The organism is Aeromonas sp. EU05-FHT14A05 (assembly GCF_058791175.1).
Window position 1 is genome coordinate 166,469 of record NZ_JBYTDH010000002.1, and the last position, 24,397, is coordinate 190,865.

The 24,397-nt window shown below is 49.8% G+C and carries 22 protein-coding genes and 1 pseudogene; 4 read left to right on the forward strand and 19 right to left on the reverse strand.

From position 1 onward, the window contains the following. Positions 1–22 precede the first annotated feature (22 nt). The 17 genes and pseudogenes from AC3WR3_RS04040 to rfbB form a co-directional block, all read right to left on the reverse strand. A complete protein-coding gene (locus AC3WR3_RS04040; RefSeq protein ID WP_492291227.1) occupies positions 23–346 on the reverse strand; it encodes a sugar phosphate nucleotidyltransferase in 324 nt (107 codons plus the stop codon). Continuing rightward, a complete protein-coding gene (rfbD, locus tag AC3WR3_RS04045) occupies positions 306–1,223 on the reverse strand; it encodes a dTDP-4-dehydrorhamnose reductase (RefSeq protein WP_492291228.1) in 918 nt (305 codons plus the stop codon). The genes AC3WR3_RS04040 and rfbD overlap by 41 nt, the downstream gene beginning before the upstream one ends. Before the next feature lie 6 nt (positions 1,224–1,229). Beyond that, positions 1,230–2,501, reverse strand: coding sequence for a sugar transferase (locus AC3WR3_RS04050; RefSeq protein WP_479759634.1), 1,272 nt, complete (start codon positions 2,499–2,501; stop codon positions 1,230–1,232). A gap of 53 nt (positions 2,502–2,554) precedes the next feature. Then, entirely contained in the window at positions 2,555–3,991 is a 1,437-nt protein-coding gene (locus tag AC3WR3_RS04055) for a phosphomannomutase (protein ID WP_492291229.1), read from the reverse strand. After that, positions 3,984–5,435 (reverse strand): mannose-1-phosphate guanylyltransferase/mannose-6-phosphate isomerase, encoded by a 1,452-nt coding sequence (locus tag AC3WR3_RS04060; RefSeq protein ID WP_479759630.1) that lies wholly within the window; start codon positions 5,433–5,435, stop codon positions 3,984–3,986. The genes AC3WR3_RS04055 and AC3WR3_RS04060 overlap by 8 nt, the downstream gene beginning before the upstream one ends. Position 5,436: 1 nt before the next feature. Continuing rightward, complete coding sequence (locus AC3WR3_RS04065) at positions 5,437–6,435, reverse strand: WaaS/CpsH family glycosyltransferase (protein WP_492291230.1); 999 nt, start codon at positions 6,433–6,435, stop codon at positions 5,437–5,439. Continuing rightward, a complete protein-coding gene (locus tag AC3WR3_RS04070) occupies positions 6,425–7,024 on the reverse strand; it encodes an LbetaH domain-containing protein (RefSeq protein ID WP_492291231.1) in 600 nt (199 codons plus the stop codon). The genes AC3WR3_RS04065 and AC3WR3_RS04070 overlap by 11 nt, the downstream gene beginning before the upstream one ends. Before the next feature lie 3 nt (positions 7,025–7,027). Beyond that, complete coding sequence (locus AC3WR3_RS04075) at positions 7,028–8,065, reverse strand: glycosyltransferase family 4 protein (protein ID WP_492291232.1); 1,038 nt, start codon at positions 8,063–8,065, stop codon at positions 7,028–7,030. Next, positions 8,062–9,117, reverse strand: coding sequence for a hypothetical protein (locus AC3WR3_RS04080; protein WP_492291233.1), 1,056 nt, complete (start codon positions 9,115–9,117; stop codon positions 8,062–8,064). Before AC3WR3_RS04080 ends, AC3WR3_RS04075 begins: the two co-directional genes overlap by 4 nt. 193 nt (positions 9,118–9,310) lie before the next feature. Next, positions 9,311–10,213 (reverse strand): glycosyltransferase family 2 protein, encoded by a 903-nt coding sequence (locus tag AC3WR3_RS04085; protein ID WP_479759621.1) that lies wholly within the window; start codon positions 10,211–10,213, stop codon positions 9,311–9,313. A 23-nt stretch (positions 10,214–10,236) separates the two neighbouring features. After that, positions 10,237–10,386: pseudogene (locus tag AC3WR3_RS04090) on the reverse strand (DapH/DapD/GlmU-related protein); the annotation flags it as partial. A 395-nt stretch (positions 10,387–10,781) separates the two neighbouring features. Next, positions 10,782–11,288 (reverse strand): acyltransferase, encoded by a 507-nt coding sequence (locus tag AC3WR3_RS04095; protein WP_492291234.1) that lies wholly within the window; start codon positions 11,286–11,288, stop codon positions 10,782–10,784. A 3-nt stretch (positions 11,289–11,291) separates the two neighbouring features. Beyond that, positions 11,292–12,779, reverse strand: a complete 1,488-nt coding sequence (locus AC3WR3_RS04100) for a lipopolysaccharide biosynthesis protein (RefSeq protein WP_492291235.1) — start codon at positions 12,777–12,779, stop codon at positions 11,292–11,294. Further along, entirely contained in the window at positions 12,779–13,606 is an 828-nt protein-coding gene (locus AC3WR3_RS04105) for an NAD-dependent epimerase/dehydratase family protein (protein WP_492291236.1), read from the reverse strand. Before AC3WR3_RS04105 ends, AC3WR3_RS04100 begins: the two co-directional genes overlap by 1 nt. Before the next feature lie 2 nt (positions 13,607–13,608). Continuing rightward, positions 13,609–14,160 (reverse strand): dTDP-4-dehydrorhamnose 3,5-epimerase, encoded by a 552-nt coding sequence (gene rfbC, locus AC3WR3_RS04110; RefSeq protein ID WP_492291237.1) that lies wholly within the window; start codon positions 14,158–14,160, stop codon positions 13,609–13,611. 11 nt (positions 14,161–14,171) lie between these two features. Further along, complete coding sequence (gene rfbA, locus AC3WR3_RS04115) at positions 14,172–15,035, reverse strand: glucose-1-phosphate thymidylyltransferase RfbA (protein WP_492291238.1); 864 nt, start codon at positions 15,033–15,035, stop codon at positions 14,172–14,174. After that, positions 15,035–16,120, reverse strand: a complete 1,086-nt coding sequence (gene rfbB / locus AC3WR3_RS04120; RefSeq protein ID WP_492291239.1) for a dTDP-glucose 4,6-dehydratase — start codon at positions 16,118–16,120, stop codon at positions 15,035–15,037. The genes rfbA and rfbB overlap by 1 nt, the downstream gene beginning before the upstream one ends. Positions 16,121–17,068: 948 nt before the next feature. On the opposite strand from rfbB, the gene AC3WR3_RS04125 reads away from it, so the two are divergent. Together AC3WR3_RS04125 and AC3WR3_RS04130 are read left to right on the forward strand one after the other, a co-directional pair. Next, positions 17,069–17,743 (forward strand): response regulator, encoded by a 675-nt coding sequence (locus AC3WR3_RS04125; RefSeq protein WP_025327574.1) that lies wholly within the window; start codon positions 17,069–17,071, stop codon positions 17,741–17,743. A gap of 23 nt (positions 17,744–17,766) precedes the next feature. Next, the gene (locus AC3WR3_RS04130) at positions 17,767–19,125 is read left to right on the forward strand and encodes an ATP-binding protein (protein WP_492291240.1); all 1,359 of its coding nucleotides are present in this window, start codon (positions 17,767–17,769) and stop codon (positions 19,123–19,125) included. Between the two features lie 387 nt (positions 19,126–19,512). On the opposite strand, the gene glk is transcribed toward AC3WR3_RS04130, so the two are convergent. Beyond that, entirely contained in the window at positions 19,513–20,481 is a 969-nt protein-coding gene (gene glk / locus AC3WR3_RS04135) for a glucokinase (RefSeq protein ID WP_492291241.1), read from the reverse strand. Between the two features lie 348 nt (positions 20,482–20,829). On the opposite strand from glk, the gene AC3WR3_RS04140 reads away from it, so the two are divergent. Both AC3WR3_RS04140 and pyk read left to right on the forward strand, forming a co-directional pair. After that, positions 20,830–21,684, forward strand: a complete 855-nt coding sequence (locus tag AC3WR3_RS04140; protein ID WP_167402227.1) for a MurR/RpiR family transcriptional regulator — start codon at positions 20,830–20,832, stop codon at positions 21,682–21,684. 161 nt (positions 21,685–21,845) lie between these two features. Beyond that, positions 21,846–23,285: a pyruvate kinase gene (gene pyk / locus AC3WR3_RS04145; protein WP_139744459.1), complete on the forward strand. Its 1,440-nt coding sequence runs from the start codon at positions 21,846–21,848 to the stop codon at positions 23,283–23,285. 65 nt (positions 23,286–23,350) lie between these two features. Here pyk and AC3WR3_RS04150 read toward each other — a convergent pair whose 3' ends face one another. Continuing rightward, the gene (locus AC3WR3_RS04150; protein ID WP_492291242.1) at positions 23,351–24,394 is read right to left on the reverse strand and encodes an efflux RND transporter periplasmic adaptor subunit; all 1,044 of its coding nucleotides are present in this window, start codon (positions 24,392–24,394) and stop codon (positions 23,351–23,353) included. Positions 24,395–24,397 lie beyond the last annotated feature (3 nt).

Consider the following 24,397-nt stretch of genomic DNA (forward strand, 5'->3'; position numbering starts at 1 on the left):
GCTCTACAAGCAGCGGGGCTGCTCATTCTGCAGCGGATAGCGAAAGTGCATGCCCCACTGATTGCCATCTCCCAATAACAGCTCGAAGCGAGAAAGATCCAGGGAAGTGCTGATGACCAAGATGTCGAGAAGGTCCGCCTGCATCGGGGGTCGACAGGGGGTAATAGATCATGGGTTTATCGTAGACGGGCAGCAATTGGTTACTGATAGCCAGGGTCGCAGGATAGAACCAAGTGGCCAAACAGCCGGCTAGTATGATGCCTTTACGCTGGATCATGGGACTCCATGGAATTAAGAGGGGCAACTCATGGGAAGGGACACGCATCCTCCGCCCCATGATCGGCATCTTGACTGACCAGCCAGAGAGTCATCTGCTTCTGCCAGGAAGGCAGCCTGATGCCAAAAACAGTGGAGAACAATCTGCAATCGAGCCTGGAGTTGAGCGGCCGACGGGCTGCCTGGGGCCAGTTCGCCGACGGAATGGGATTAATCGGAACGGAATGTGTCAGCAGCCCCAACCGACAGGCTTCTCGCACCAGTGCAGAGGCAAAGCCATACCAGCTTGTCTCCCCCCCGCAAGCCAGATGATACAAACCTCTCTTACCCGGATCGTTCAACACTTGTGTTAGCGCAAACACCGCTACCCTTGCCAGCCAGTGAACCTGAGTTGGTGCCCCCCATTGATCATCTACCACCTGAAGGGGGATCCCCGCCCTAGCACGGCAAAGGATGGTACGAGCAAAATGCGGGCCTTCCCCGCCATAGAGCCAACTGGTGCGAAAGATCAGGTGGTCAGGACATAGCGCTTGTATTACCTGATCACCGGCATATTTGCTGGCACCATAAACATTAAGGGGACAAGGCTTGTCCGTCTCATTCCAGGGCCTTACCCCGGAGCCATCAAATACATAGTCGGTGGAAAAATGCACCAGCAGGGCGCTCCGGGCCTTTGCTTCCTGGGCCAGGGTCATCACTGCTGCGTGATTGACACTCTCTGCAAGTTCAGGCTCAGCTTGCGCACGATCGACCGCCGTATAAGCGGCGCCATTGATGATGACATCCGGGCGGTGACGGTTCAGGGCATCCGTCAGGGAGCGCGGATCAGCAATGTCACACTCGCCTCTGCCCAGCGCCACCACTTCCCAAGGGAAGGTGTCATGGTTAAGAGCAGAAAAAAGGGCTCGTCCCAACTGGCCACGAGCCCCCAACAGCAAGATCCTCATCAGGGATTACCGTGCACCAAAACCTGTGAGGATAGTGCGGATGGTCTTGAACACGATGAGCACATCGAGCCAGAGCGAGAAGTGCTTGATGTAGTAAAAATCATGCTCAATCTTGATGCGCGTATCATCGGCATCGGCAGCATAACCGTGCACCACCTGCGCCCAGCCACTGATCCCCGGACGCACTATATGGCGATACATATAAAAGGGGATCTCCCGCTCGAACTGGTCGACAAAGGTACGCTGTTCCGGCCTCGGCCCAATCAGGCTCATGTCCCCCTTGAGGACATTGAAGAACTGCGGCAGCTCATCGATGCGCAGCTTGCGGATCACCTTGCCCACGCGGGTGACACGCATGTCACCGTCCTGGGCGAACTGAGCTCCTGCCTTTTCCGAGTCCTTGCACATGCTGCGGAACTTATAGATACAAAAATCTTTATTCCCCTTGCCGACACGGTTTTGCAAGAACATCACGGGACCCGGGCTCTCCAGCTTTATCAGCACAGCCGTTACCAACATCAGTGGTAAGAACAGAGGAATCGCGATCACCGCAGCCAGTATGTCCATGCCCCGCTTAATGAAGGCATAGACGGGGGACGGCAAGAGGGAGCCCAGCTGGTTCTCGTGCAGATGGTCAATCTTCACCCGGCCGGTGAGGGTCTCGCTGATCTGCTTGATGTGGTAGACGGGAATATGGGCCAGAGCACAGCGAGCGAGAAAACGCTCCCACTCACCAGCCAGCTTTTCATCTCGCAGGTCCGCCACCACGGCGTCATAGCGAACGGCACCCAGATCAGGTTTATCCAATAGACGCCACTGTACACAATCATGATGGGTCAGAGGCTGATAGTCACCAAAAGGCAGCAGTGCATACTTTGGAGTCCGATAGCGGCGACCAATGAAGTAAACCAGCCAGCAGCAGAGCAGCGCTACTACATATGACTCAAACAATACCTGACGGCTGTAAGGCAGACGCAGGAAGAAGAGGATTCCGACAAGCGCCCCATAGAGGGTTGTCACCGTGGGGATCATGTAGGCAACCGGGCTGGCCCCCGGATAGCGCAGAAAACGATGGAGTACTATCCCTGTCAGCAGAAACGCCACAAAAGCACCAACTAAGGTGTTGACTCTTACCGCATCGAGTCCCTCCCAAAAGCCCCATCCCCAGCGCTCGATGGCAGGTAAACACACAGCAAGCAAGGCTCCAAAGAAAAATAAGGAAGGGGGGCTTAATAAAGCACGCTCATACCAGCGTGAGTGACGGCGTTGATAACTCAATGTATTACCCCATGCGATTAAAATTTGTACGAATTGATTTTTGGAAGACTATTTTAAATCGATTTTTGCAAATAACCAAGGCACTGATTCACGATGGCCTTCGCCCTCTCAACGCTTTCAGACTCAGCATAACATCGGAGTTCAGGTGCATTGCCTGAAGGTCGAAGGTGTAATACATCGCCGCCTAAGAATACAATTCTCAACCCATCGGTTTGATCAACCAATATTATCTCAGCCTTATCGAAGTGAAGATCCAACATTAACAATGACATGTCGGAAACGCCTAGTTCAATTATTTTCTTACTTTTCTCTCTAGGAAAATCCTTGATTCTATCCGAGTAAGTAAATCTTTGGGGAAGATCACCAACCATTGCTGATATTTTTGATGATTGAGCACTAACAAACAATATCAATGCTGGCAAAACTGCATCCCGGGTTGGCAAAGGAGCCAAGGTCTGACCATTGAACGTCACCTGACTGCCAAGCAGGAATCCACCATTGGCTTCAAAGCCAGCAACAGAACCATATTTGAGGTTCAATGCTGGAAATGCCTCCAATACGTATGGCGAGCCAATCTTTGTATATGTGACATTTTCAAATTTACCACAAGAGCTCACGGCTGAATTACAGCTAATAGGGATAGCAACGGCTTCTATGCCTAATTTGGCGGCACACAGCAGACCCAATATATCGCCTCTCAACCAATTTCCTGATTCGTCAGCAACTAAAGGTCGGTCACCATCACCATCTGTAGAAAAAATGGCATCGAGATTGTACAACTGGGACCATTTCTTGGCCTTGTCTTGATCGGCTTCAGAAACTGCCTCGGTATCGATAGGCACAAAACTCTCTGTGCGTTCCAGAGAGATGACTTCAGCGCCTAATCTTTCAAAGAGTACGGCATAGATATCACGACCGGCACTCGAGTGCTCATAAATACCGAGTCTCATGCCAACAAGAGGCGGATTATCAAAAAGCGAGGTATAACGCTCCATATAGGCAGCAGCGGCATCAGTCCTTGGCTCCAAGCATAGCAGATCACTTGCAACCGAGAATGTTTCCTCTGCCGAAAGAATAGCCAATTCATCACTCTTGGAGATTTCGCCATCTGGGCGATAGAATTTTAGCCCATTTCGATCAAATGGAATATGGCTTCCTGTCACCATGATACAGGGAATACTATCTTTCATCGCTTTATAGGCCAGTGCCGGCGTTGGTATGACACCGTAATAGACAGGCTCCAATCCCATAGCCTTCAATGCCGTCGCACAGGCCATCGCCATGTCATAACTGCTGGGTCTATTATCAATGGCCAGCGCTACTTGATTGAAGCTGTAGGAAAACTTCATGACAGAAATAAAAGCGCAAGTGAATGCAAAACATGCTTCTGGAGTAAAATCCGTGACAAGACCTCTAGCGCCGCTGGTACCAAATTCAATGCCACTTTGATTTATGACATTCTTGCTCACAAGATCGCCTTGCTTAATCATACTTCCCTCCGTCAACCCGACCATATTTATCACTTAAACGAACAATGTCATCCTCATCGAGATATCTACCAGAGCGGATCTCAATCAACTCCAAATCAACCTTCCCCGGGTTTTCAAGCGAATGTATTGCACCAATCGGGATAAAAGTTGATTCATTTTCAGTAATCAGAAACTCTCGCTCAGCATTAGTCACTTTGGCAGTACCTGACACCACAATCCAGTGTTCCGCCCTATGATGATGCATCTGTGTTGATAAACGTTCTCCGGGTCTGATCAATATCTTTTTGACTTGATAACCATTGCCATCATCAATGGAGTCATATTGTCCCCAAGGCCTGTATACCTCACGGTGAGTTCTGTATTCTTTCCGGCCACGACGCTTTAGTTCTTCCACAATCGATTTGACATCTTGTACCTTATCTTTACTTGAAACAAGAATGGCGTCCTTTGTTTGAATGATGACAAGGTTATCTACACCTATGGTTGAAACTAGAACAGACTCGGCAGAAACGTAGTTATTATGACTTTCAGTCAAAATAACATCACCACGGCAAACATTACCACAAGAGTCTTTTTCTGAGATGTCCCACAAGGATGACCATGAACCCACATCATTCCAACCTGCATCCATTGGAACAACTATCGCATCCGAGGTTTTTTCCATAATGGCATAATCAATTGAATCGCTGGGACATTCACTGAACGCATCATGATTAATCCGAATGAAATCCAGATCACTTCTGACATCATCCATTGATGCCATGCATGCATCGTATATGTCAGGACGTGAGTTCTTCAATTCAACTAGGTAACGACGAGCACTAAACATGAACATGCCGCTGTTCCAGTAATATTCACCGCTCGCCAAATAGGTCTTGGCAATATCCAGATTTGGTTTCTCTACGAACTGATTAACACTATATGCTTTTGAGCATTTCTGGGGAGCATGCAACTCACTGCCACGATGAATATAACCATATCCCGTCTCTGGTGAATTGGGGACAATTCCAAATGTCACCAACTTTCCCGATTCGGCGAATGGGATGGCACTGTTGATAGCATTGGTGAATGCCTGTTGATCTTGAATCAAGTGGTCAGCAGCCAGCACCAACAATATCGGGTCATGAGCATCGCCGGCGTCTTGCAGGCTTTGTATAGCGGCTAGGGCTATTGCCGGTGCTGTATTTCTTCCTACCGGCTCAAGAATAATGTTATTGGCAAGAATATTGAGCTGGCGAAGTTGCTCGGCCACGATAAAACGGTGCTTTTCATTGCACAGGATAAGGGGAGCGGTACATTCGATATTAGCAAGCCGGTTTACAGTCTCTTGCAGCATCGAATTATTGCCATACAAGTTCAGAAACTGTTTTGGGAAATGCTCACGAGACATGGGCCAAAGCCTGGAGCCAGAGCCCCCAGCCATGATTACGGGAATAACAGCCATATTAATTTTCACTTTTTATCAACAAGTTATCAAGCCATGTAGATATGGACAACGCATCTCCACTCAGTGTGGAATCCAACATCTCATCCAGGTAGCGAGCACACTGTGAATCAGACCATCGCTTTCCTGTATTCCTGTCAATGACAACGACATCTTTCATGTCTGCATGACAAAGTACTGCCGCATTCGTCGTCACCAATTGATGTCTATCACCCAAGGTTTCCCAAGTCCGCATGGTGAGCCCGGTTTGATTGGCATTATGTATGTCTATAACATATTCACTATGTTCAGCCACATCAGTAATTGTTGCCCTTGCCAGTGGCTTGAATGTGAGCCACTCCTTAGGGGCAGTGCGCAAGGCTGGATCGAGAAGGTAGTAAAAAGCAAATTGCAATTTACTCTGAAAAAATATTTTCACATATACACTGGCATCATTTTCATGGGATAAAATGCGTTGTAAAACGGCTACACGATCACCATGATAGCTGCCGATGAAACTATATTTATATTTTTTGGCAACAGAATAACCGTAGCATTTTTTATCAGAATAGAACAGAGGTAAATAAGTGTATCCATACTTCATGCAATCAGCAATATCAAATGTATATGCTGCATCAGCTTTGACTGCCAATAAAGGAAACGTCTTTATATTTGAAATGGAATCCCAGCTGTAACAGATCACTCTTGTTTTTGGATTGAGTTTTTTAATTTTCTCGATCAGACAAGGAGATACACAAGTCCCTTTGACAATAATGACTTCAGCGATTTCAGAAAGCTTGTCAGCAATCGAATAGAAAATTTCAGCACTATATTTTTTGGCAGCTATATGGGCATATCCAAGAATATTAAACTTTATCAATGCCTTTTCTACTGAGGTACAGTGCGGCCGGTCAGAAAAAGAGAGTACCGACGCGTAGCGGCGTTCAAGCTCGGCTGTAAGTAAACTTTTATAATCAAAAAAATCCGGGCATATCAACACGGCACCAGCATTACTTCGCATCAACAGCCACCCATTGCCCACGTTGGAAATCAAACTGTTTAATCACTCTTGCCGGATTGCCTACTGCAATGGAGTTAGCTGGTATGTCTCTGGAAACCACTGAGTTCGCTCCAATGATGGAGGCCTTGCCAATGTTGACGCCAGGTAATACGACCACGCCTTCCCCAAGCCAAACATTTGACTCAATGACAACCGGCTTGGTATGCAATGCCCGCTCCCTGCAGATTGAATCAGGATGAGAGTGATCGACCCCGCTATAGCTGCCATGATTGAGGTCCGTGATAAAAACTCGACTTGCAATCAGCACATCATCACCAATAAGAACACTTTCCGCAGCAGCAATATGGACAGAATCATTAATCTGGCAATTATTGCCGATGATGATGTTCATTCCTTCTGAACCATGTGCTTCTAGCCTGCAATATCTTCCTGTAGTGAACCCCAGACCAATGTTGATATGTTTCTTCCCACGACATTCAAATGGGGTTCTTATCACTTTTGCATTGCGAAATCTAAATTTGGTGAAAATGACCTCTATTGCCAATCTAACACACCCAAAAAAACCATAGTGCTCTATATAAAATCGCATACTTTACTCCATCAACTCCTGATATACGCACAAGGTATCTTGATAGCATTTTTCCCAAGAGAATTTTTTTGCCTGAACCAGACCATCTGCTATCAGTTTTTTTCTAAGTGTGTCGGACTCAAGTTGGGTAAAGGCATCCCTGAATGCATCAACAGTAGCTTCCTTAACTAGCAGTGCAGCATCGCCAGCAACCTCGGGGATTGATGAAGTATGTACAGCGACAACAGGACATCCCGAGCGCATGGCCTCGGCTACCGGAATACCGAACCCTTCGTAGCTTGAGGGATAAAATAGGCAATAAGCCTTGTTGTAGAGCTCATTTAATCCACTATCAGGAACACGTCCCAGCCACTCGTACCTGCCAGGAATACACTCTTCCAACAATGCAGTTTCTTCAGGTGTCAGAGCCCCCCCTCCAACAATACTGAGCTTCAGATAGGGAAATAGGTGCAGCGTACGAACAGCAATCGTAAAGTTCTTATACCAACCGCGAGCTCCCACAAAAATAACGCTACAGTCTTTCTGTGCTCCTTCTATCGGAAAGTAAGACTCAGAAACTCCGTTGTAAACAACTCGAATTTTATCTCTCTCAATAGGACAAAAACGCATCAGGTCATCAGCTGTGTTTTGAGAAACACAAATCACCAGGTCGCTGTTTCTGATCGCCCTAAATTTCTGCCAAGAGTGCATCCAACGGGCAGGGCCTTTCCGATACAACTCATAAGTAAAATCATGTACGGTGGTGACGGTCCTGACGTTGCGAGTAGGTAGCCTGTAATGGGTAGAGTGGAAGATAATATCATCACCAAGCTGAGATGTGTCTACATCACGCCACCTTTCCAAGAAACGTTGGTCCCGTTTCACTAACGTACAATTCGAATCATGCAAAGAAATATTTTCCCCCATGACAGGAAAGAAACGCATATACGCCAGAGAAACCTTGTTCTCTTGCTGTAGAAAAGAAAGAAACTGGTTGAAATATACCGTGCAACCACCGTTATTTTGTAAGCTTTCAATAATCCCATCTATAACCAATTTCATAATATATGACTTTCCTTTTGGAATTTTTTTTCTTTTCTTGTTTTATCTAATAGATAGAAAACACTGACCGCGAGCATAAACAATGATGGACTAAAATAGCCAACCCCTCTAACAAAAAATTCCAGCACACTGGTTATTATTACCGTCGAAGCAAAGAGATCTTTCTTACTTTCGATACTTTTGGTGCGAACTTTCCTGCACAATGAGATCAATGCAACAAGGTAAACAACTAACAATATCAAACCAAATATTCCGAATTCTCCAACAATTTTAGGTGCAGTAGAGCCACCATCAAATTGATTTATATCAAAACCTAGCAATTGATATAGTTTCTCACTAACATCACCGGTTAAGGTCGTTATACCAAATTGCTGAAAACCACCACCTAACCAGGACCCGGTGAGTGTCTTTATGGCGTTATCCCATCCTTGATATAGCACAAGTACAGAAAGATTATCGCTACTGCCAGAAAGCGACAGGCGATCACTAAAATAACTAAGTTTATCTGCATCAATAAAAATGACCAGTGTACTCACTACAAGTAATAATGCGCATAGTGACAAAAACAAATTATTTCTCGTTGAGAGTAAATATGCAATAAGGACGGCCAACATCATTGTCATATTTTGAATATATGCAGCCCATCCCGCAACAAAGAGCAGCATTAATATGCCCTTTACTCTCGTTGTCGTTAGGCAATAGTAAGAGACGAACGGCGCTACAACTAGTGCAAAGTGTGATGGCTCTAAATAGATGAAAGAAGGTTTTGCTAAGCCGGTACCAAAAAAATCAATCTGACTCAAAGATATCAATCCATTACCGAACAGAACTATTGATATCACCATGCAGGATTTGTAAAAATAGTCATCACTCACCATTTTTAGTGATGTAGCAATCGATAATGCACAGCACAACATCAGGCTGAATGTTATGTAGCTCAACATAAAACGATTCAAGTCAATTTGATTGAAATGAAATCGAAGCATATTTAAAATATAGAAATGCAACATTATAAATAACAAAGAAAACATCAATAAAATAATGCTTTTCACGCTATATTCTAAACGAGAATTATTCCTACGCAGTAGTGAAAGTATGAGCAGTGCAATTAAAAATATGACCGATGAACAGAGAATTCCAATAGAGAAAGATGAGGCAAGTTTAAAAACCATCAGCATTGATGGCAATGCCATTATCATGAACCACCCAGATGGTAATAGCACTGGGAAACTAGAGACCTTCATATTACATTTTCAACCCGTCAAGAATACCTTTACCAATAGCGCTGCGCAGTTCGGGATTTTTTATTGTCAACATTCGAACAACCCTTGTCATCAGCGTATATGAGAGGCTGATAACCTTCTTTATTCCTCTAATGTTCTTCTTGATGAAATAGATACGATTTCGAGTGAGATGATACATACCAAAATGTGAGATATCCCCTCCCGTAGAACTGCCCACTTTGTGGTAGACTAATGCATTAGGAATTAATTCAACTAGAACACCTGATTGTACTATACGATATAGAAAATCAGTATCGTCATAATAAGCAAAATAGCGTTCATCCATAAGCCCGACACGTTCCCATACATCACGAGAGACCATGAGAAAGCAGGTAGGTGCATAAGTGAAACATGCACGTCTGATGGTTTGAGGCTGATATACCTCATCAATCAGAAAGTGTGGGGCAACCGCCCTGAGCTCATCGATTTCCCCACCTGCGTACCAAATGTTGCCCGCTGGATAATTCAGAATAAGTGGACTCAAGACCTTCACATTATCGTCTGTTGCCGCCTGAACCAGCTCTGAAAATACAGTCGTTTGCTCAAACAATAGATCATTATTAATGAAAACGATATAGTCACAACCATCACGCCCTGCGGCAAGTGCCCCCTGATTGTTTCCGGCAGCTACACCGACATTGTTGCCCTGATTGTCAATAAAGGTAGTTTCAATACCATACTGAGCGGCCAGCTCTCGTGCCAGACGAAGTGATTCGGGTTTCGAGCTGTTATCAATTACATAGAGAATAAAGTTTTTATAATTCTGGCATGCAAGGCTTTTAAAAAAGTCGGGTAACACTTCAGGTGTATTATAAAGGACCGTAACAAGACCTATTTTTGACGAATACACTATACTTTCTCCCATACATGCTTATCAAAATTATACTTTTTGATTATTCTTGCAGGATTCCCAGCGACTACGCTGTAGTCATCTACATTTTTAGTGACGACAGATCTTGCTCCTACAATGCAATTACGACCTATTGTTACACCAGGATTTATATGTGAACCGAAGCCAATAAAACTTCCGTCACCTATCAACACCGGCATACATACATCTTCTATTCTGTCACCTATTTTATTGGCTGCGAACACATCATTATATGGATGGACAACATCTACAATAGAACATCCGCCAGTAATAGATACATTATCACCTATTGATATATTGCATCGAGCAACGATATGAACATATTGTTCTATGTTAACGTTATTTCCAATTTTTATTACAATATCATTCTGTGGGTCAACAACTTCTAATCTAACGCCATCTCTAATAAAAACATTATCACCTACAGAAATATTCTTATGGTTGGAAATTAGCATAGGCTTTATTATTCTACTTTTGTGGCCAAAACTATGCATGAGAATCTTGTACTTTAGCTGACTATATATCAAAAACATGCCATTTATTATTTTGTCAAAGTACATATTTAACTCACCCATTTATTAGATTGGGAATCATATTTTTTAATTATTTTAGCCGGATTTCCTGCAATCATTACATAACCAGGAAACGATTTTGTCACAACCGCACCAGCACCAACAATACACCAGTCTCCTAGTGTGACATTAGGCATAATTTTACAACCAAAGCCAACGAATACATTTTCACCTAGAATTATTGGACCCTTATCATAAGACTCTTGTTGCATTATTGGTCCTGACTGTGGATCTAATCCGTGTGAGAGTGTACTTAAATACACATAGTCACTTAAAACAGTCCCCTCCCCGATTATAATTTGAGAGCCAGTATGTATATTTGCAAATCTACCAACATACACATTCTTATTTATTGTTATATTAGAGTCTGAATTACCTGTAACTATAAATGTCGCAGCATTATGGATGAACACATTATGAGGTGATATCTCAACTCTCTTATCTAGGAAAAATCTATATTTAATTTTATATATCAAGTTGATCAATCGTCCAATCATGAATCACACCTCGAGAATTTTTTTAATATTTTTTGCTTTTCTCAACACCAAATATCCACCTATTATTAGAGCTAGAACTGATACGAAATTTAGCATATATATTAAAATATCTATGCTCTCTTTTTTCGCCTCGACTAAACCGATAATAAAAATGAACGTTGACAGTGGATATATTGAGAAAATAAATTTATATCTAATAAAATAACTATGATCATCTAGTATATTTAACAATTTAAATGAATATATAAATAGTATTAGGAAAACTGAAATAGCCAGCCCTATAGGTACCGCATACATTCCATAGGAACTAATTAGAAAAATAGTCAATACAACGCTAATGACACTTTCTATTAGCGGATAGTGCATTATTTTATTCTGCTTAGCTTGAGCTATATATAATAGACCCAGTGGAGCACCAACTAACCTAACAAGATTAACAGCCATCAAAGATATAAATATATTTTCTACATGGATAGATATAGAATCTCCTACCCATAAATTCAAAATGTATGGTCCGATATAAAATGCTATTATTATAGCGATGATAGATAACCACATAACAATAAAAGTAAGGTTGTATAATAATTTGTTTAGATTTTTTGAAGAGTCACTTCTATTAGAGAGCTTCACCAACGGCTGTATTATTGGTGACATCGCGGCATTAATAAATCCTACAGCAGCGGTTACTAAGCTCATTCCCAATGAATAATATGCAAACTCATTAAAAGCATATTTTCCTACTAAGATCCCATTTAAACCGACCAACATAAAGGAAGCTAAATTAAAGACACTTATACCAATGAAATATGAAAAAAAATTTCCAAACCTGTACTCAGAATCATCTTTTGATGGTTGATTAACTAGAGTGTTCCTGAAAAAAGAATATGATATATATATCGTCAAGTAAGATAAAATATTAATGACTAGATATACATATGACATTACTTTAATGCCATATTGTGCCGACATTACAATGCAGACACCTAATATAACTCTTGACAATAGATTTATCATTGCTGGGATATCATTTCTCTCTATCCCAGTAAAAAACCCACTAAATACAGACGATATTAGACCAATAACAAATGATATAGCTACAACAAAAAAAGTTACCTTATCCTCTGATGCTTCAATCCCCTCTACTTCACTAAATAAAGAATAAAAACTATTATAAATTAAAACCAATAATAGACAACTAATTAAAATACCAAGCGAGCTTAAAATAATACCATTTTTTATTATCTGGTGCTCCATTATAGAGTCTTGTTTTTCTCTCGCGATTGTAATGTTTCTCGCAACCGTCAACTGACATCCAAAACCAATGAGAGCAAAGAATGCTCCAACTTGAATACTCAAATTCCATATCGAGAAGCTATCAATTGGTAGACGTTGCAATAAGAAAGGGGATATAACTATCCCCAATATTACATTTGAAAAGCCATTAATTATATTTGCTACTGAGTTCTTCAGCAGTCTATTAAATCCACTCATCAGTGTGCAGCCAAATGAGTTTTAAATTCCGCTATCATCAACTCAATGTCTTCGAGTACATTCCTTGGTTGATAATCAGGGATAAGAGATATGATTTTACTGATAGCTGTCTGAGGGAAGTTTTCATTTGGGAAAGGGATCTTATGCCACATAATCTCACATGCCGTGAACTTATGTAATACATCAGCTATTTGTCGTGCAGTAATATTATATCCTGCGGCGATATTGATGATTTGTCCCACACTCTCAGGATGAGTGGCCAAAGTTATACAGGCGCGGGCAACATCCGTCACCGAAACGTAATCTTTTGCATAATCCTGGTCAATATACATATCGACCTTGCCGTGATTGATGGCATTACGGGTGATCGCCGGCAAGAAAAGCGGACTGTGCAGGGCAACGCCATAGACATTGCTCGGTCTGACGATGGTAATATCGCGGCCACTTTTCAGACAGAGTTCTTCTGATACCAGCTTGGTGAGGTTGAACAGCCGGCGCTGATCATCGGAACATACCTTCAGATCATCTCCTTCTGCCGCCGAGTCCTGGTTCATGTATACACGGGTGGAAGAGACATAGAGGAGACGCTCAAACTTGCCTCGTGCCAGCAGATCGGCCAGCAAACGACAGTTGGCGTCAAACACACCCAGCGGAGCATTCTTGCAGTCGCCCTGCCCCGCACAGTAGATCACTGTCCCCAGATCGGTGTCAAATACACTTTCATCGTCGCGCGGCGGCACCCAGACATCCTGACCGGCAGCTTCCAGCATGCTGACGATCTCGCTGCCGATAAAGCCACGCCCACCAAACACTGTGTAACGTTTCATGCTCACCACCCATTCACCAGGTTGTCACGGATCTGGGCCAGCGTGGGCTGCACACTGTCTTTCGGTGACAACAGCGGCTCCGTCAACGGCCACTCGATCCCCAGTGCGGGATCATTCCACAACAACCCGCTTTCATCAGCAGGGTCATAGTAATCGGTACATTTGTATTGGAAATCGGCCGTTTCACTCAGTACGCAGAAACCATGGGCAAATCCAGGCGGAACGTAGAACTGGATCTTGTTTTCTCCCGTCAGCAAGACAGATTCATGCTGACCAAAAGTAGGAGAGTCTGGTCTCAAATCGACAGCAACATCAAATACACGACCCTGGGTCACAGTGACCAGTTTTCCTTGTGGTTTGGTTTTCTGGAAATGCAGACCGCGCAGTACATTTTGTGTAGAGCGAGAGCGGTTGTCCTGGACGAAATCCACGGTGATTCCAGCGGCCTTGTAACGCGCCTCTTGGTAGGTTTCATAAAAGAAACCGCGCTCATCACCAAATACTTTCGGTTCAATAATCAGCAGATCTGCAATTTTTGTTTTGATTACATTCATGTCGACATCTCTTATTTGATCAGACTCAACAAATACTTGCCATAACCGGTTTTTGCCATGCTGCTACCAATGCTCTTTATTTGATCACGGTTCAACCAGCCATTGTTAAGCGCAATCTCTTCAAGACATGCGATTTTGAATCCCTGACGCTTTTCAACGGTTTGCACGAACTGAGAAGCTTCAATCAGAGAATCATGGGTACCGGTATCAAGCCATGCGAAGCCACGCCCCAGCTGTTCTACCTTCAGTTGACCACGATCCAGATATGCCTGGTTGACACTGGTGATTTCAAGCTCACCGCGCTCAGAAGGCTTGATGCTCTTGGCGATCTCGATGACGGAGTTGTCATAGAAATACAACCCAGTGACAGCCCAGTTCGATTTCGGTTTTACCGGTTTTTCTTCGATGGATTTGGCACGGAACTCTTCATCAAATTCAACCACGCCAAAGCGCTCGGGATCCATCACCTTGTAACCGAATACGGTGGCACCTTCCTGATTGGCAATCGCCTTTTGTAACTGCTTGCCAAACGCCTGACCAAAAAAGATATTATCGCCAAGCACCAGGCAGACACTGTCTTGGCCAATAAACTCCTCACCCAGAATAAAGGCTTGGGCCAGTCCATCCGGTGACGGCTGTACCGTGTATTGCAGATTAATGCCGAACTGTTCACCATTGCCAAGCAGACGCTGGAAACTTTCCAAATCCTCGGGCGTCGTGATGATCAAGATATCCTTGATGCCAGCCAACATGAGTACCGACAGGGGGTAGTAAATCATCGGTTTGTCATATATCGGCAGCAGTTGCTTGGAAATGCCGCGCGTGATCGGGTGAAGGCGAGAGCCTGAGCCACCAGCCAGAATAATGCCTTTCATTACTTCTTCTCCCCGTACTGCTGATCGATCCAGGACTGATAGGATCCACTCTTCACGTTGTTGACCCACTGCTGGTTATCCAGATACCACTGCACTGTCTTGCGGATACCGGATTCAAAGGTTTCTTGCGGTTGCCAGGCGAGCTCGGCGCTCATCTTGCTGGCATCGATGGCATAACGACGGTCGTGACCGGGGCGGTCGGCCACGTAGGTGATTTGATCACGATAAGATCCTGCTTTCGGCACCATCTCATCAAGCAGATCGCAGATGGTATGCACTACCTCCAGGTTCTGCTTCTCGTTGTGACCACCGATGTTGTAGGTCTCGCCGATGACACCTGTGGTGACCACTGTATAAAGCGCGCGGGCGTGATCTTCTACATAGAGCCAGTCACGGATCTGGTCACCCTTGCCGTATACCGGCAGCGGTTTGCCATCCAGGGCGTTGAGGATCACCAGCGGGATCAGTTTCTCGGGGAAGTGATAGGGACCGTAGTTGTTGGAGCAGTTGGTAACCACGGTCGGCAAGCCGTAGGTACGACGCCAGGCGCGCACCAGATGGTCGCTGGAGGCCTTGGACGCAGAGTAGGGGCTGCTCGGGGCATAAGGGGTCGTTTCGGTAAAGAGCGGCAATGCCTCACCGGGAGCAACTTCATCGGGATGGGGCAGGTCGCCATATACCTCGTCAGTGGAGATATGGTGGAAGCGGAAGGCCTCCTTGCGCATCTCGTCCAGACCGTTCCAGTAGGCGCGAGCTGCTTCCAGCAGCATGTAGGTGCCGACGATATTGGTTTCGATGAAATCGGCAGGGCCGGTGATGGAGCGATCGACGTGGCTCTCGGCCGCCAGGTGCATCACTGCATCGGGTTGGTGGGCGGCAAAGACGCGATCCAGCTCGGCGCGGTTGCAGATATCTACCTGTTCAAAGGCATAACGTTCACTTTTTGCGACACAGGCCAAGGATTCCAGATTGCCTGCATAGGTGAGTTTGTCGAGGTTGACCACTGAGTCTTGGGTATGTTGGATAATGTGGCGAACAACGGCAGATCCGATGAACCCGGCACCGCCAGTCACAAGGATTTTCATTGAGAGGTTCCTGATTTCAATCTAACTAAATGAAAAGTAAATATTTTTATAAGGAGATATTGCTGTATGCCACCAGCTTATTTCTGGAGCAAAAATATGATTGTAGTGATTGGGTGAACGTTAAATTCCATAATTTGAGATGCTGTCCACTTGATTAGTTGGGCACATACCTCATACCAAGCACCAGGCGGCAGTAGGTAGAAATATTTCCTGTTCGCAATAAATTACGCTACCGCCCTTGAGTTACAGCTCCCAACATGCTGCTTTTAACCTGATTGTGTGCGCTGTTGGTCATCATATCCTCCAGCTTCTTGTTTTGGTTGATGTTTAACAATGGCGTCACATCACCTTGCTCACCCAGGCATTCCTGGCGCCCCATTGTTCACATCTTGGGCAGTTAAGAGCCCCAAACCCGATTTTGGGCCAGATTCTATCTTGTTTGACCCAAGGATGAACAGTCAAAACAACAGTCCACCCCCATGCAGGCTAGGATTCAATAAAAACCGTCCATAGGATTTTTCACTCAGTGCTCTTCAAGAGACAAGTTCACATCCAGACAAACGGAGCTACCCGGCATCTGACAAGGACGGAAAAATATAAATAATTCATAATCTTATGACCTAATTCAGTGATAACATAACCATCAGAATGACATTGTTAGACCGACACCCTGCCCCCTGAATAGTGCGCCTAGTATGTGCCAAGCCCCGGCCCGTGCGATAGGAACAGTCGCAACCCCTGATACTGAAGTGCTGGGTGAGCCCCAGGTTGCCGATAGCTTTGGTTGAGGGGTCATGGATCAGCCTGGTCACGGAGTGAGGCGGGGTGATGACAATAAAGGCAGGCACGATTCAGTCCCGATACAGGGGGGTTATGTAGGATCCTCGTTGACTCTCCCCCTTAGACACCCTCTAATTGACAGCCTGGACCCTTATCATCATGCATCTTATGAAAATCCTACTGGTCGAAGACGACAAGCTGCTCAATCATCACCTCACCACGCTGTTGACCGAGGCCCAGAATCAAGTCCACAGCACCGACAGTGCCCAGGTGGCGCTGCACTATGCGGCCGACTACCCCATCGATGTGGGCATCATCGATCTGGGCCTGCCTGACATGGACGGTCTGCAGCTCATCAGCCGGCTGCGCGAGCAGCAGATCCCCTTCCCCATCATAGTCCTGACGGCCCGGGGCAACTGGCAAGACAAGGTGGAAGGTCTGGAGGCCGGCGCCGACGACTATCTGGTCAAGCCCTTCCAGAAAGACGAGCTGCTCGCCCGCCTCAATGCCCTGGTGCGTCGCAGCGCCGGTTTCATCTCCCCCAGGGTGAAGGCGGGTGACTACGAGCTGGATCTCTCCCGCAAGGAGCTCACCGTCGCCGGCGAAGTCACTGTGCTCACCAGTTTCGAGTATCTGATCCTGGAATACCTGATGCGCAACGCCCGTCAGGTGGTTTCCAAGCAGCAGCTGCTGGATCAGCTCTATGGCGATGGCGAAGGGGATCCGAACACCATAGAGGTGATGGTGAGCCGACTGCGCAAGAAACTGGATCCGGAAGGGGTCATTGCCCCCATCTCCACCATCCGTCGCCAGGGTTACATCTTCAACCTCTCCTGCAGCTGATGCCTCGTTTCATGCTGCATCCCATGCAACTGATCCGCCGTTCGCTGCACCTCAAGCTGATGCTGAGCGCCATGCTGGTCATCGCGCTCATCATGACCTTCTCCGTCTATATCCTCTATCTTGGCCACGCCGAGGAGCAGGCGCAGAAGGCCAGCATCCGCATGCAGGAGAATCTCTCCAAGCTCTTCTCCTCCAAGCAGCCCGATCCCCATGCCATCACGGATCTCGGCAACATCACCCCGGATGCCATCGACCCCAATCTCGACACCCTGATCTGCCGTTCCGACGGTGAGCTGAGCTGGTCCAGCCTGCACATGCCGGAGGTGATCACCATCAAGGAGACCATCTGTCGGGATCTGATGAAATACCTTGGCGGCCTGGATCAGGACTATTTCTTCAAGCTGCACACCATCAAGAACGGCGAGAGCTACTTCATCTACAGCCTGCGCTTCCTGCGCAACCACGGCGACGGCCCCACCACCTACTACGTGGTCATGGTCGATTCCGCCAAGCGTTACCAGGCCCAGACCAGGGAGTATCTCTACCGCTGCATTCGTCAGGCGCTGCTCTCCTATTGCTTGCTCGGGGCCCTGCTGCTGCTGACCAGCTTCTGGAGTCTCACCTCCCTGCGCACCATGGCGCGGCAGATTGACGAGATCCGCGCAGGCTCCCGGGAGTCGCTCTCCAACGACTACGAGCGGGAGCTGACACCGCTGACCGAGTCGGTCAACCAGCTGCTGGAAAACGAGCGCCAGCAGACCCAGCGTTACCAGCACGCCCTGAACGATCTGGCCCACAGCCTGAAAACCCGGCTGGCGCTCATCCAGATCACCGCCCAGGAGCTCAAGCTCGGCCACGATATCCATGACAACATCAGTGAGCAGATCACCACCATGGATCAGATCATCCAGTACCAGCTGCGCCGTGCCGTCACGGGGCGAAAGCGCCTCGCCAGCAAGGGCACCGAGCCGGTGCCTCTCATCGAGAAGCTGCTGGCCAGCCTCACCAAGGTCTACCGTCACAAGAAGCTGCAAACCGGCTTCCAGTTTGATGACGACGTCTTCTTTCACGGTGAACAGGGCGATCTGATGGAGCTGATGGGCAACCTGCTCGACAACGCCTGCAAGTTCGCCATCAGCGAGATCCAGGTGCGGGTCAACCGCCAGGGCGGCGGCCTGCTCATCGTGGTGGAAGACGACGGCCCCGGCATCGACCCCGGCAAATCGCAGCAGATCTTCCAGCGCGGTGTGCGGGCGGACAGCTCCCCCGGCCAGGGGATAGGGCTCGCGGTGGTGACCGAAATCGTGCACAGCTATGGCGGCAAGATCCGGGTTGACGAGTCACCGCTCGGCGGCGCCAGATTCCATATCACCCTCCCCTGATACCGCAATAAGGGCCCATGCCATGGGCCCTTCCTTACCTCTATCTCAATGCAGGCTCTGCCCTGCCTGGATCCAGCACCTTCCAGCTCCTTCCATCATTCTCAGACCACTTTATGAGGGTTCACCGGCTCTGCCACATCCTCCTGGATACGGCGTCGCCTATGGTTCCCTCATAGGGGGAATGCCACGACATCAGGTGGACAGACATAAAAAAACCGGCCGCAAGGGCCGGTGAAACAGTTCAGGCTTGTCAGGTGACAATTCGCACCCAGCGGATGAAGACAGCTTCCAATTCCCTATGAAACCCTGTCCTCTTGAGTACGTGATGTCACTCTACGCCAGGGTCACTGAATCGGGACTGAACCATTTGCGCATTCTTTATCCGCCTCAGAGGCGGATCCCGAGGGACTGGCGCAGATAGGCCCCCGCCCCGAGCAGCCCGGGGCCTTCATGGGTGATGAGGAACACCGGAATCTCTTTGAGATAAGGCTTGAAGCGCCCCTTGTCCTCGAAGGCGACCCGAAAACCTGAGCCGATGAAGAACTCCAGGAAGCGGGGCACTATGCCGCCGGCGATGTAGACGCCGCCGAAGGTGCCCATGTTGAGGGCCAGGTTGCCGGCAAAGCGGCCCATCAGCACGCAGAACAGGCTCAGGGTGCGGCGGCAATCGAGGCAATCCCCCGCCAGCGCCCGCTCTGTGATGTCCTTGGGGGCAAAGGGCTCGGGTTCACGGCCATCGGATTTGACCAGGCCGCGGTAGAGATTGACCAGTCCAGGGCCCGAGAGAAAACGTTCCGCCGACACATGGCCCAGCTCGCCACGCATCACCTGCAGCACCGCATCTTCCTCTTCCGTGTTGGCGGCGAAGTCCACGTGGCCGCCCTCCCCCGGCAGACTGAGCCACTGCTCGCCGGCCTGCACCAGGTGCGCCACCCCAAGGCCGGTGCCTGCGCCATAGATGGCGATGGGCTTGCCGGCCACGGGCGCGGCGCCCCCCAGCTGGATGCGGTCACTCTCACCGAGCACGGGCACCGCCATGGAGACGGCGGTGAAATCGTTGATCACCTGCAGGCGATCCAGGCCGAGGTTGGTCTGCATCTCGCGGATGGAGAACTCCCAGCTGTGGTTGGTCATGGCGACCCAGTCACCATTGATGGGACAGGCGATGGCGATGCAGGCCTCGCCCACCTTGACGCCATGCTCCTCCAGATAGAGGCGCACCACGGCCTCGAGGCTGGGGTGGGCCAGCCCGGAATAGGTCTTTGCCTGGGAAATGGCGCCGGTCGCCAGCTCGCAGAGGGCCAGCCGGGCATTGGTACCGCCTACGTCGCCCACCAGCGCATGGGTATGCTGCATAACAAACTCCTTCGTTACCGACTCGGGGCGGCCCTTACCGTCCCGACATAATTATTTGGTTGCAATACTACCCGAGCCCCTTCCCTTGCGGCGCGTCGGATGAATGCAACTGTGCGCCCGCTCACAGTGTTGTTGCTTTGCAACATTTGTAAGCGTTTTCAAGGGACAGATGGAAGTTTGTAACCAAAAGCACGAAATAATTAGACATGAGTCATACTTTGTAGGGACGAGATTAGTTCCGATAAGCGCTTGTCTTGTATAGTCATCAAGTAGATTGGAAACCTGCTTGAGCTGTGAATTTAGTGCACAGACACTGAAGTTAAATTACAAAAATGCCTGGTGGTAATGATGAATACCCTCGATAAAATTACGAACAATTTGGAAAGTTTCAGTAAATCAGAGCGTAAGGTGGCTGAAGTGATCCTGGCGTCGCCCCAGACCGCCATTCACTCCAGCATTGCCACCCTCGCCAAGCTGGCCGATGTCAGCGAACCGACCGTCAATCGCTTCTGCCGTCGTCTCGATACCAAGGGCTTCCCCGACTTCAAGCTGCACCTGGCCCAGAGCCTGGCCAACGGCACCCCCTATGTGAACCGCCACGTGGAAGCGGAAGACGGGCCCGACACCTATACCGCCAAGATCTTCGAATCCACCATGGCCTGCCTCGATGCCGCCAAGAACAGCCTGGACATCTCCGCCATCAACCGCTGCGTCGACATCCTGACCCAGTCCAAGAAGATCAGCTTCTTCGGCCTGGGCGCCTCTTCCGCCGTGGCCCGGGATGCCCAGAACAAGTTCTTCCGCTTCAACATCCCCGTGGTGAGTTTCGACGACATCGTCATGATGCGCATGAGCTGCATCAACAGCAGCGAAGGGGATGTGGTGGTGCTGATCTCCCACACCGGCCGCACCAAGGCACTGGTGGAAATCGCGGCCCTGGCCCGTGAAAACGATGCCACCGTCATCGGCATGACCGCCAAGGATTCCCCCCTGGCCCGCGAGTGCAACCTGGTGCTCTCCATGGACGTGCCGGAAGACACCGACGTCTACATGCCCATGGCCTCCCGCATCGCCCAGCTCGCCCTGGTGGACGTGCTGGCAACCGGCTTCACCCTGCGCCGTGGCATGAAATTTCGCGAAAACCTGAAGAAAGTCAAAGAAGGTTTGCGCGAATCCCGCTTTGATACCCCGCATAATTCCTGAATCATTCGGGGGTCCGCCCCCGACTGTCTATGCCACCGGGCTTGGTGTAGTATCGTAATTTAATAACACAAGGCCACTCAGATGGCCTGCAGGCAGGCGCCATGCCACATGCTTGACGGGGCAGTATTTCAAGTCATATCAACTTCACATCGGAGTCTTTCATGCCAAGACGTACAAAGATTGTAACCACACTCGGTCCGGCGACCGATCGCGACGGCATCCTCGAGGGGATCATTCGCGCCGGTGCCGACATGGTGCGGATGAACTTCTCTCACGGCACTCCTGAAGATCATATCCTGCGCGCCAACCAGGTGCGTGAAATCGCCGCCAAGCTGGGCCGTCATGTGGCCATCATGGGGGACCTGCAAGGCCCCAAGATCCGCGTTTCCACCTTCAAGGATGGCAAGGTCTATCTCGCCATCGGTGACAAGTTCATCCTCGATGCCGCCCTCGGCAAGGGCGAAGGCTGCCAGGAGCAGGTCGGCATCGACTACAAGAGCCTGCCAAACGACGTGGTGGCCGGCGACATCCTGTTGCTGGACGATGGCCGCGTGCAACTGAAAGTCGAGCAGGTCGAAGGCACCCGCATCCACACCACAGTGACGGTGGCGGGCCCCCTCTCCAACAACAAGGGCATCAACAAGAAAGGGGGCGGTCTCTCCGCACCGGCCCTGACCGAGAAGGACAAGGAAGACATCAAGACCGCCGCCCGCATGAATGTGGACTATCTGGCGGTCTCCTTCCCCCGCAGCGGCGATGATCTGCGCTACGCCCGCGAGCTGGCCCGCGAAGCCGGCTCCAACGCCAAGATAGTGGCCAAGGTCGAGCGCGCCGAGACCGTCGCCAGCGACGAGGCGATGGAAGACATCATCCTCGGCTCCGACGCCGTCATGGTGGCCCGTGGGGATCTCGGCGTCGAGATAGGCGATCCCGAGCTGGTGGGCGTGCAGAAGAAGCTCATTCGCCACTCCCGCCGCCTGAACCGCGTGGTCATCACCGCGACCCAGATGATGGAGTCCATGATCAACGCGCCGCTGCCGACCCGTGCCGAAGTCATGGACGTGGCCAACGCCGTGCTGGACGGTACAGATGCGGTGATGCTCTCCGCCGAGACCGCCGCCGGCCAGTTTCCCATCGAGACGGTCACCTCCATGGCCAGCGTCTGCGTGGGCGCCGAGAAGCACCCTAGCCTGAACGTCTCCAACCACCGCATGAGCTACACCTTCACCTCGGTGGAAGAGGCCGTGGCCATGTCCACCATGTATGCCGCCAACCACCTGGAAGGGGTCAAGGCGATAGTGGCACTGACCGAGTCCGGCACCACACCGCTGCTGATGTCCCGCATCAGCTCCGGCCTGCCGATCTTCGCCATGTCCCCCCACAACAAGACGCTGGCCTGGACCAACCTCTATCGCGGCGTCACCCCGGTGCTGTTCGACGGGGACGAGAGCAAACCTGTCTACGAGGTGTGCCGCGAGGCACTGGACGTGCTCAAGGCCAAGGGTCTGGTCCAGAGCGGCGACATGGTGCTGCTGACCCACGGCGACAAGATGGAAACCGTGGGCAGTACCAATACCTGCAAGGTGATGATGGTCGAGTAATTTCCCTTCACCGGCACCAAAAACGGCTCCCGCGGGAGCCGTTTTTTTATGGCGCCAAACCCGGTTCAACCGCGAAACAGCGCCACCTTGTCGCCGTCCTGCAGGCTGCCGGCGCCGCGCACCACCACCCTGTCCCCCTGCTTGAGCGCCCCGCTCACCGCCACCTGCAGGCTGTCGCCAAACAGCACTGTGACCGGCACCCGGTTCACGGTCAGCGCCTCGCCGCGCTGCTCCACCTGATAGACCACGCTCCCCTCGGTGCCGAGCACCAGGGCATCCCGTGGCAGCAGCATGGTCTGCTGCTCTCCCAGGGGCAACGCCACCCGCACCGGCGAGCCTATGATGAAGCGGCCCGGCTCTGGCCTGAGGCGCAGCTCGATGAGGCGCGACTTGGGATCGGCGCTCGCCGCCCTCTGGTAATAGACGGCGTGGCCGCTAAGCTGCTCCCCTTCCACTCGCAACCTGGCCTTTGCTTCCAGCTGGCTGGCCCAGACGATGGGCGCCCGCAGCCGGATGTCAGGCTGCGCCGGGTTGACCAGCTCCAGCGCCCGCTCGCCCGCGTCCACGTGCTCCCCCGGCTGGATGAAGTGCTCGTTCACCACACCGTCGAAGGGGGCGAAGATGTGGGTCCTTTGCAACTGCGCCTCGATCTGGCGCACCTGTACCCGGGCCAGCTGCTCGGCCAGCTCCGCCTGCTCCACGTCATAGCGCGCCTTGTCGTACTGGCTCTGGGAGGCACTCTTCTGCTGGTGCAACCTATCCAGGCGCTGGAACTCGGCGCGGGCGTAGCGCAGGTTGCTCCCCTCTCTCGCCTGCTCGGCCCGGGACTGCTCCAGGGAGAGGCGCAGGATCGCGCTGTCCAGGCGCAGCAGCTCGTCCCCCGCCTTCACCCGGCTGCCGAACTCGGCAATCCACTCCACCCGGCCGCTCACCTCGGCGCTGAGCGCCGCCTGCTGGCGGCTCGCCACTGTGCCGCTGACCCAGATGCTGGCCCCCGCCTCCCCCTGGGTTACATCCGCCAGGGTCACTATCTTGTCTTGTGCCAGCGCGGGCAGCCCCCCTGCCAGCAGCAGGGCCCCCACCATCATCCTTGTGAACATATGCGTCATCGA

Coding starts and splice junctions, on each gene's coding strand:
- rfbD (WP_492291228.1), bottom strand. CDS start 1,223: ATGAGGATCTTGCTGTTGGGGGCTCGTGGCCAGTTGGGACGAGCCCTT.
- AC3WR3_RS04065 (WP_492291230.1), bottom strand. CDS start 6,435: ATGCGAAGTAATGCTGGTGCCGTGTTGATATGCCCGGATTTTTTTGAT.
- glk (WP_492291241.1), bottom strand. CDS start 20,481: ATGCAGCATACCCATGCGCTGGTGGGCGACGTAGGCGGTACCAATGCC.
- rfbC (WP_492291237.1), bottom strand. CDS start 14,160: ATGAATGTAATCAAAACAAAAATTGCAGATCTGCTGATTATTGAACCG.
- AC3WR3_RS04105 (WP_492291236.1), bottom strand. CDS start 13,606: ATGAAACGTTACACAGTGTTTGGTGGGCGTGGCTTTATCGGCAGCGAG.
- AC3WR3_RS04085 (WP_479759621.1), bottom strand. CDS start 10,213: ATGGGAGAAAGTATAGTGTATTCGTCAAAAATAGGTCTTGTTACGGTC.
- AC3WR3_RS04055 (WP_492291229.1), bottom strand. CDS start 3,991: ATGATTAAGCAAGGCGATCTTGTGAGCAAGAATGTCATAAATCAAAGT.
- pyk (WP_139744459.1), top strand. CDS start 21,846: ATGCCAAGACGTACAAAGATTGTAACCACACTCGGTCCGGCGACCGAT.
- AC3WR3_RS04125 (WP_025327574.1), top strand. CDS start 17,069: ATGAAAATCCTACTGGTCGAAGACGACAAGCTGCTCAATCATCACCTC.
- AC3WR3_RS04075 (WP_492291232.1), bottom strand. CDS start 8,065: ATGAAATTGGTTATAGATGGGATTATTGAAAGCTTACAAAATAACGGT.
- AC3WR3_RS04095 (WP_492291234.1), bottom strand. CDS start 11,288: ATGATTGGACGATTGATCAACTTGATATATAAAATTAAATATAGATTT.
- rfbA (WP_492291238.1), bottom strand. CDS start 15,035: ATGAAAGGCATTATTCTGGCTGGTGGCTCAGGCTCTCGCCTTCACCCG.
- AC3WR3_RS04150 (WP_492291242.1), bottom strand. CDS start 24,394: ATGACGCATATGTTCACAAGGATGATGGTGGGGGCCCTGCTGCTGGCA.
- AC3WR3_RS04060 (WP_479759630.1), bottom strand. CDS start 5,435: ATGGCTGTTATTCCCGTAATCATGGCTGGGGGCTCTGGCTCCAGGCTT.
- AC3WR3_RS04070 (WP_492291231.1), bottom strand. CDS start 7,024: ATGCGATTTTATATAGAGCACTATGGTTTTTTTGGGTGTGTTAGATTG.
- AC3WR3_RS04040 (WP_492291227.1), bottom strand. CDS start 346: ATGCCGATCATGGGGCGGAGGATGCGTGTCCCTTCCCATGAGTTGCCC.
- AC3WR3_RS04130 (WP_492291240.1), top strand. CDS start 17,767: ATGCAACTGATCCGCCGTTCGCTGCACCTCAAGCTGATGCTGAGCGCC.
- AC3WR3_RS04100 (WP_492291235.1), bottom strand. CDS start 12,779: ATGAGTGGATTTAATAGACTGCTGAAGAACTCAGTAGCAAATATAATT.
- rfbB (WP_492291239.1), bottom strand. CDS start 16,120: ATGAAAATCCTTGTGACTGGCGGTGCCGGGTTCATCGGATCTGCCGTT.
- AC3WR3_RS04140 (WP_167402227.1), top strand. CDS start 20,830: ATGAATACCCTCGATAAAATTACGAACAATTTGGAAAGTTTCAGTAAA.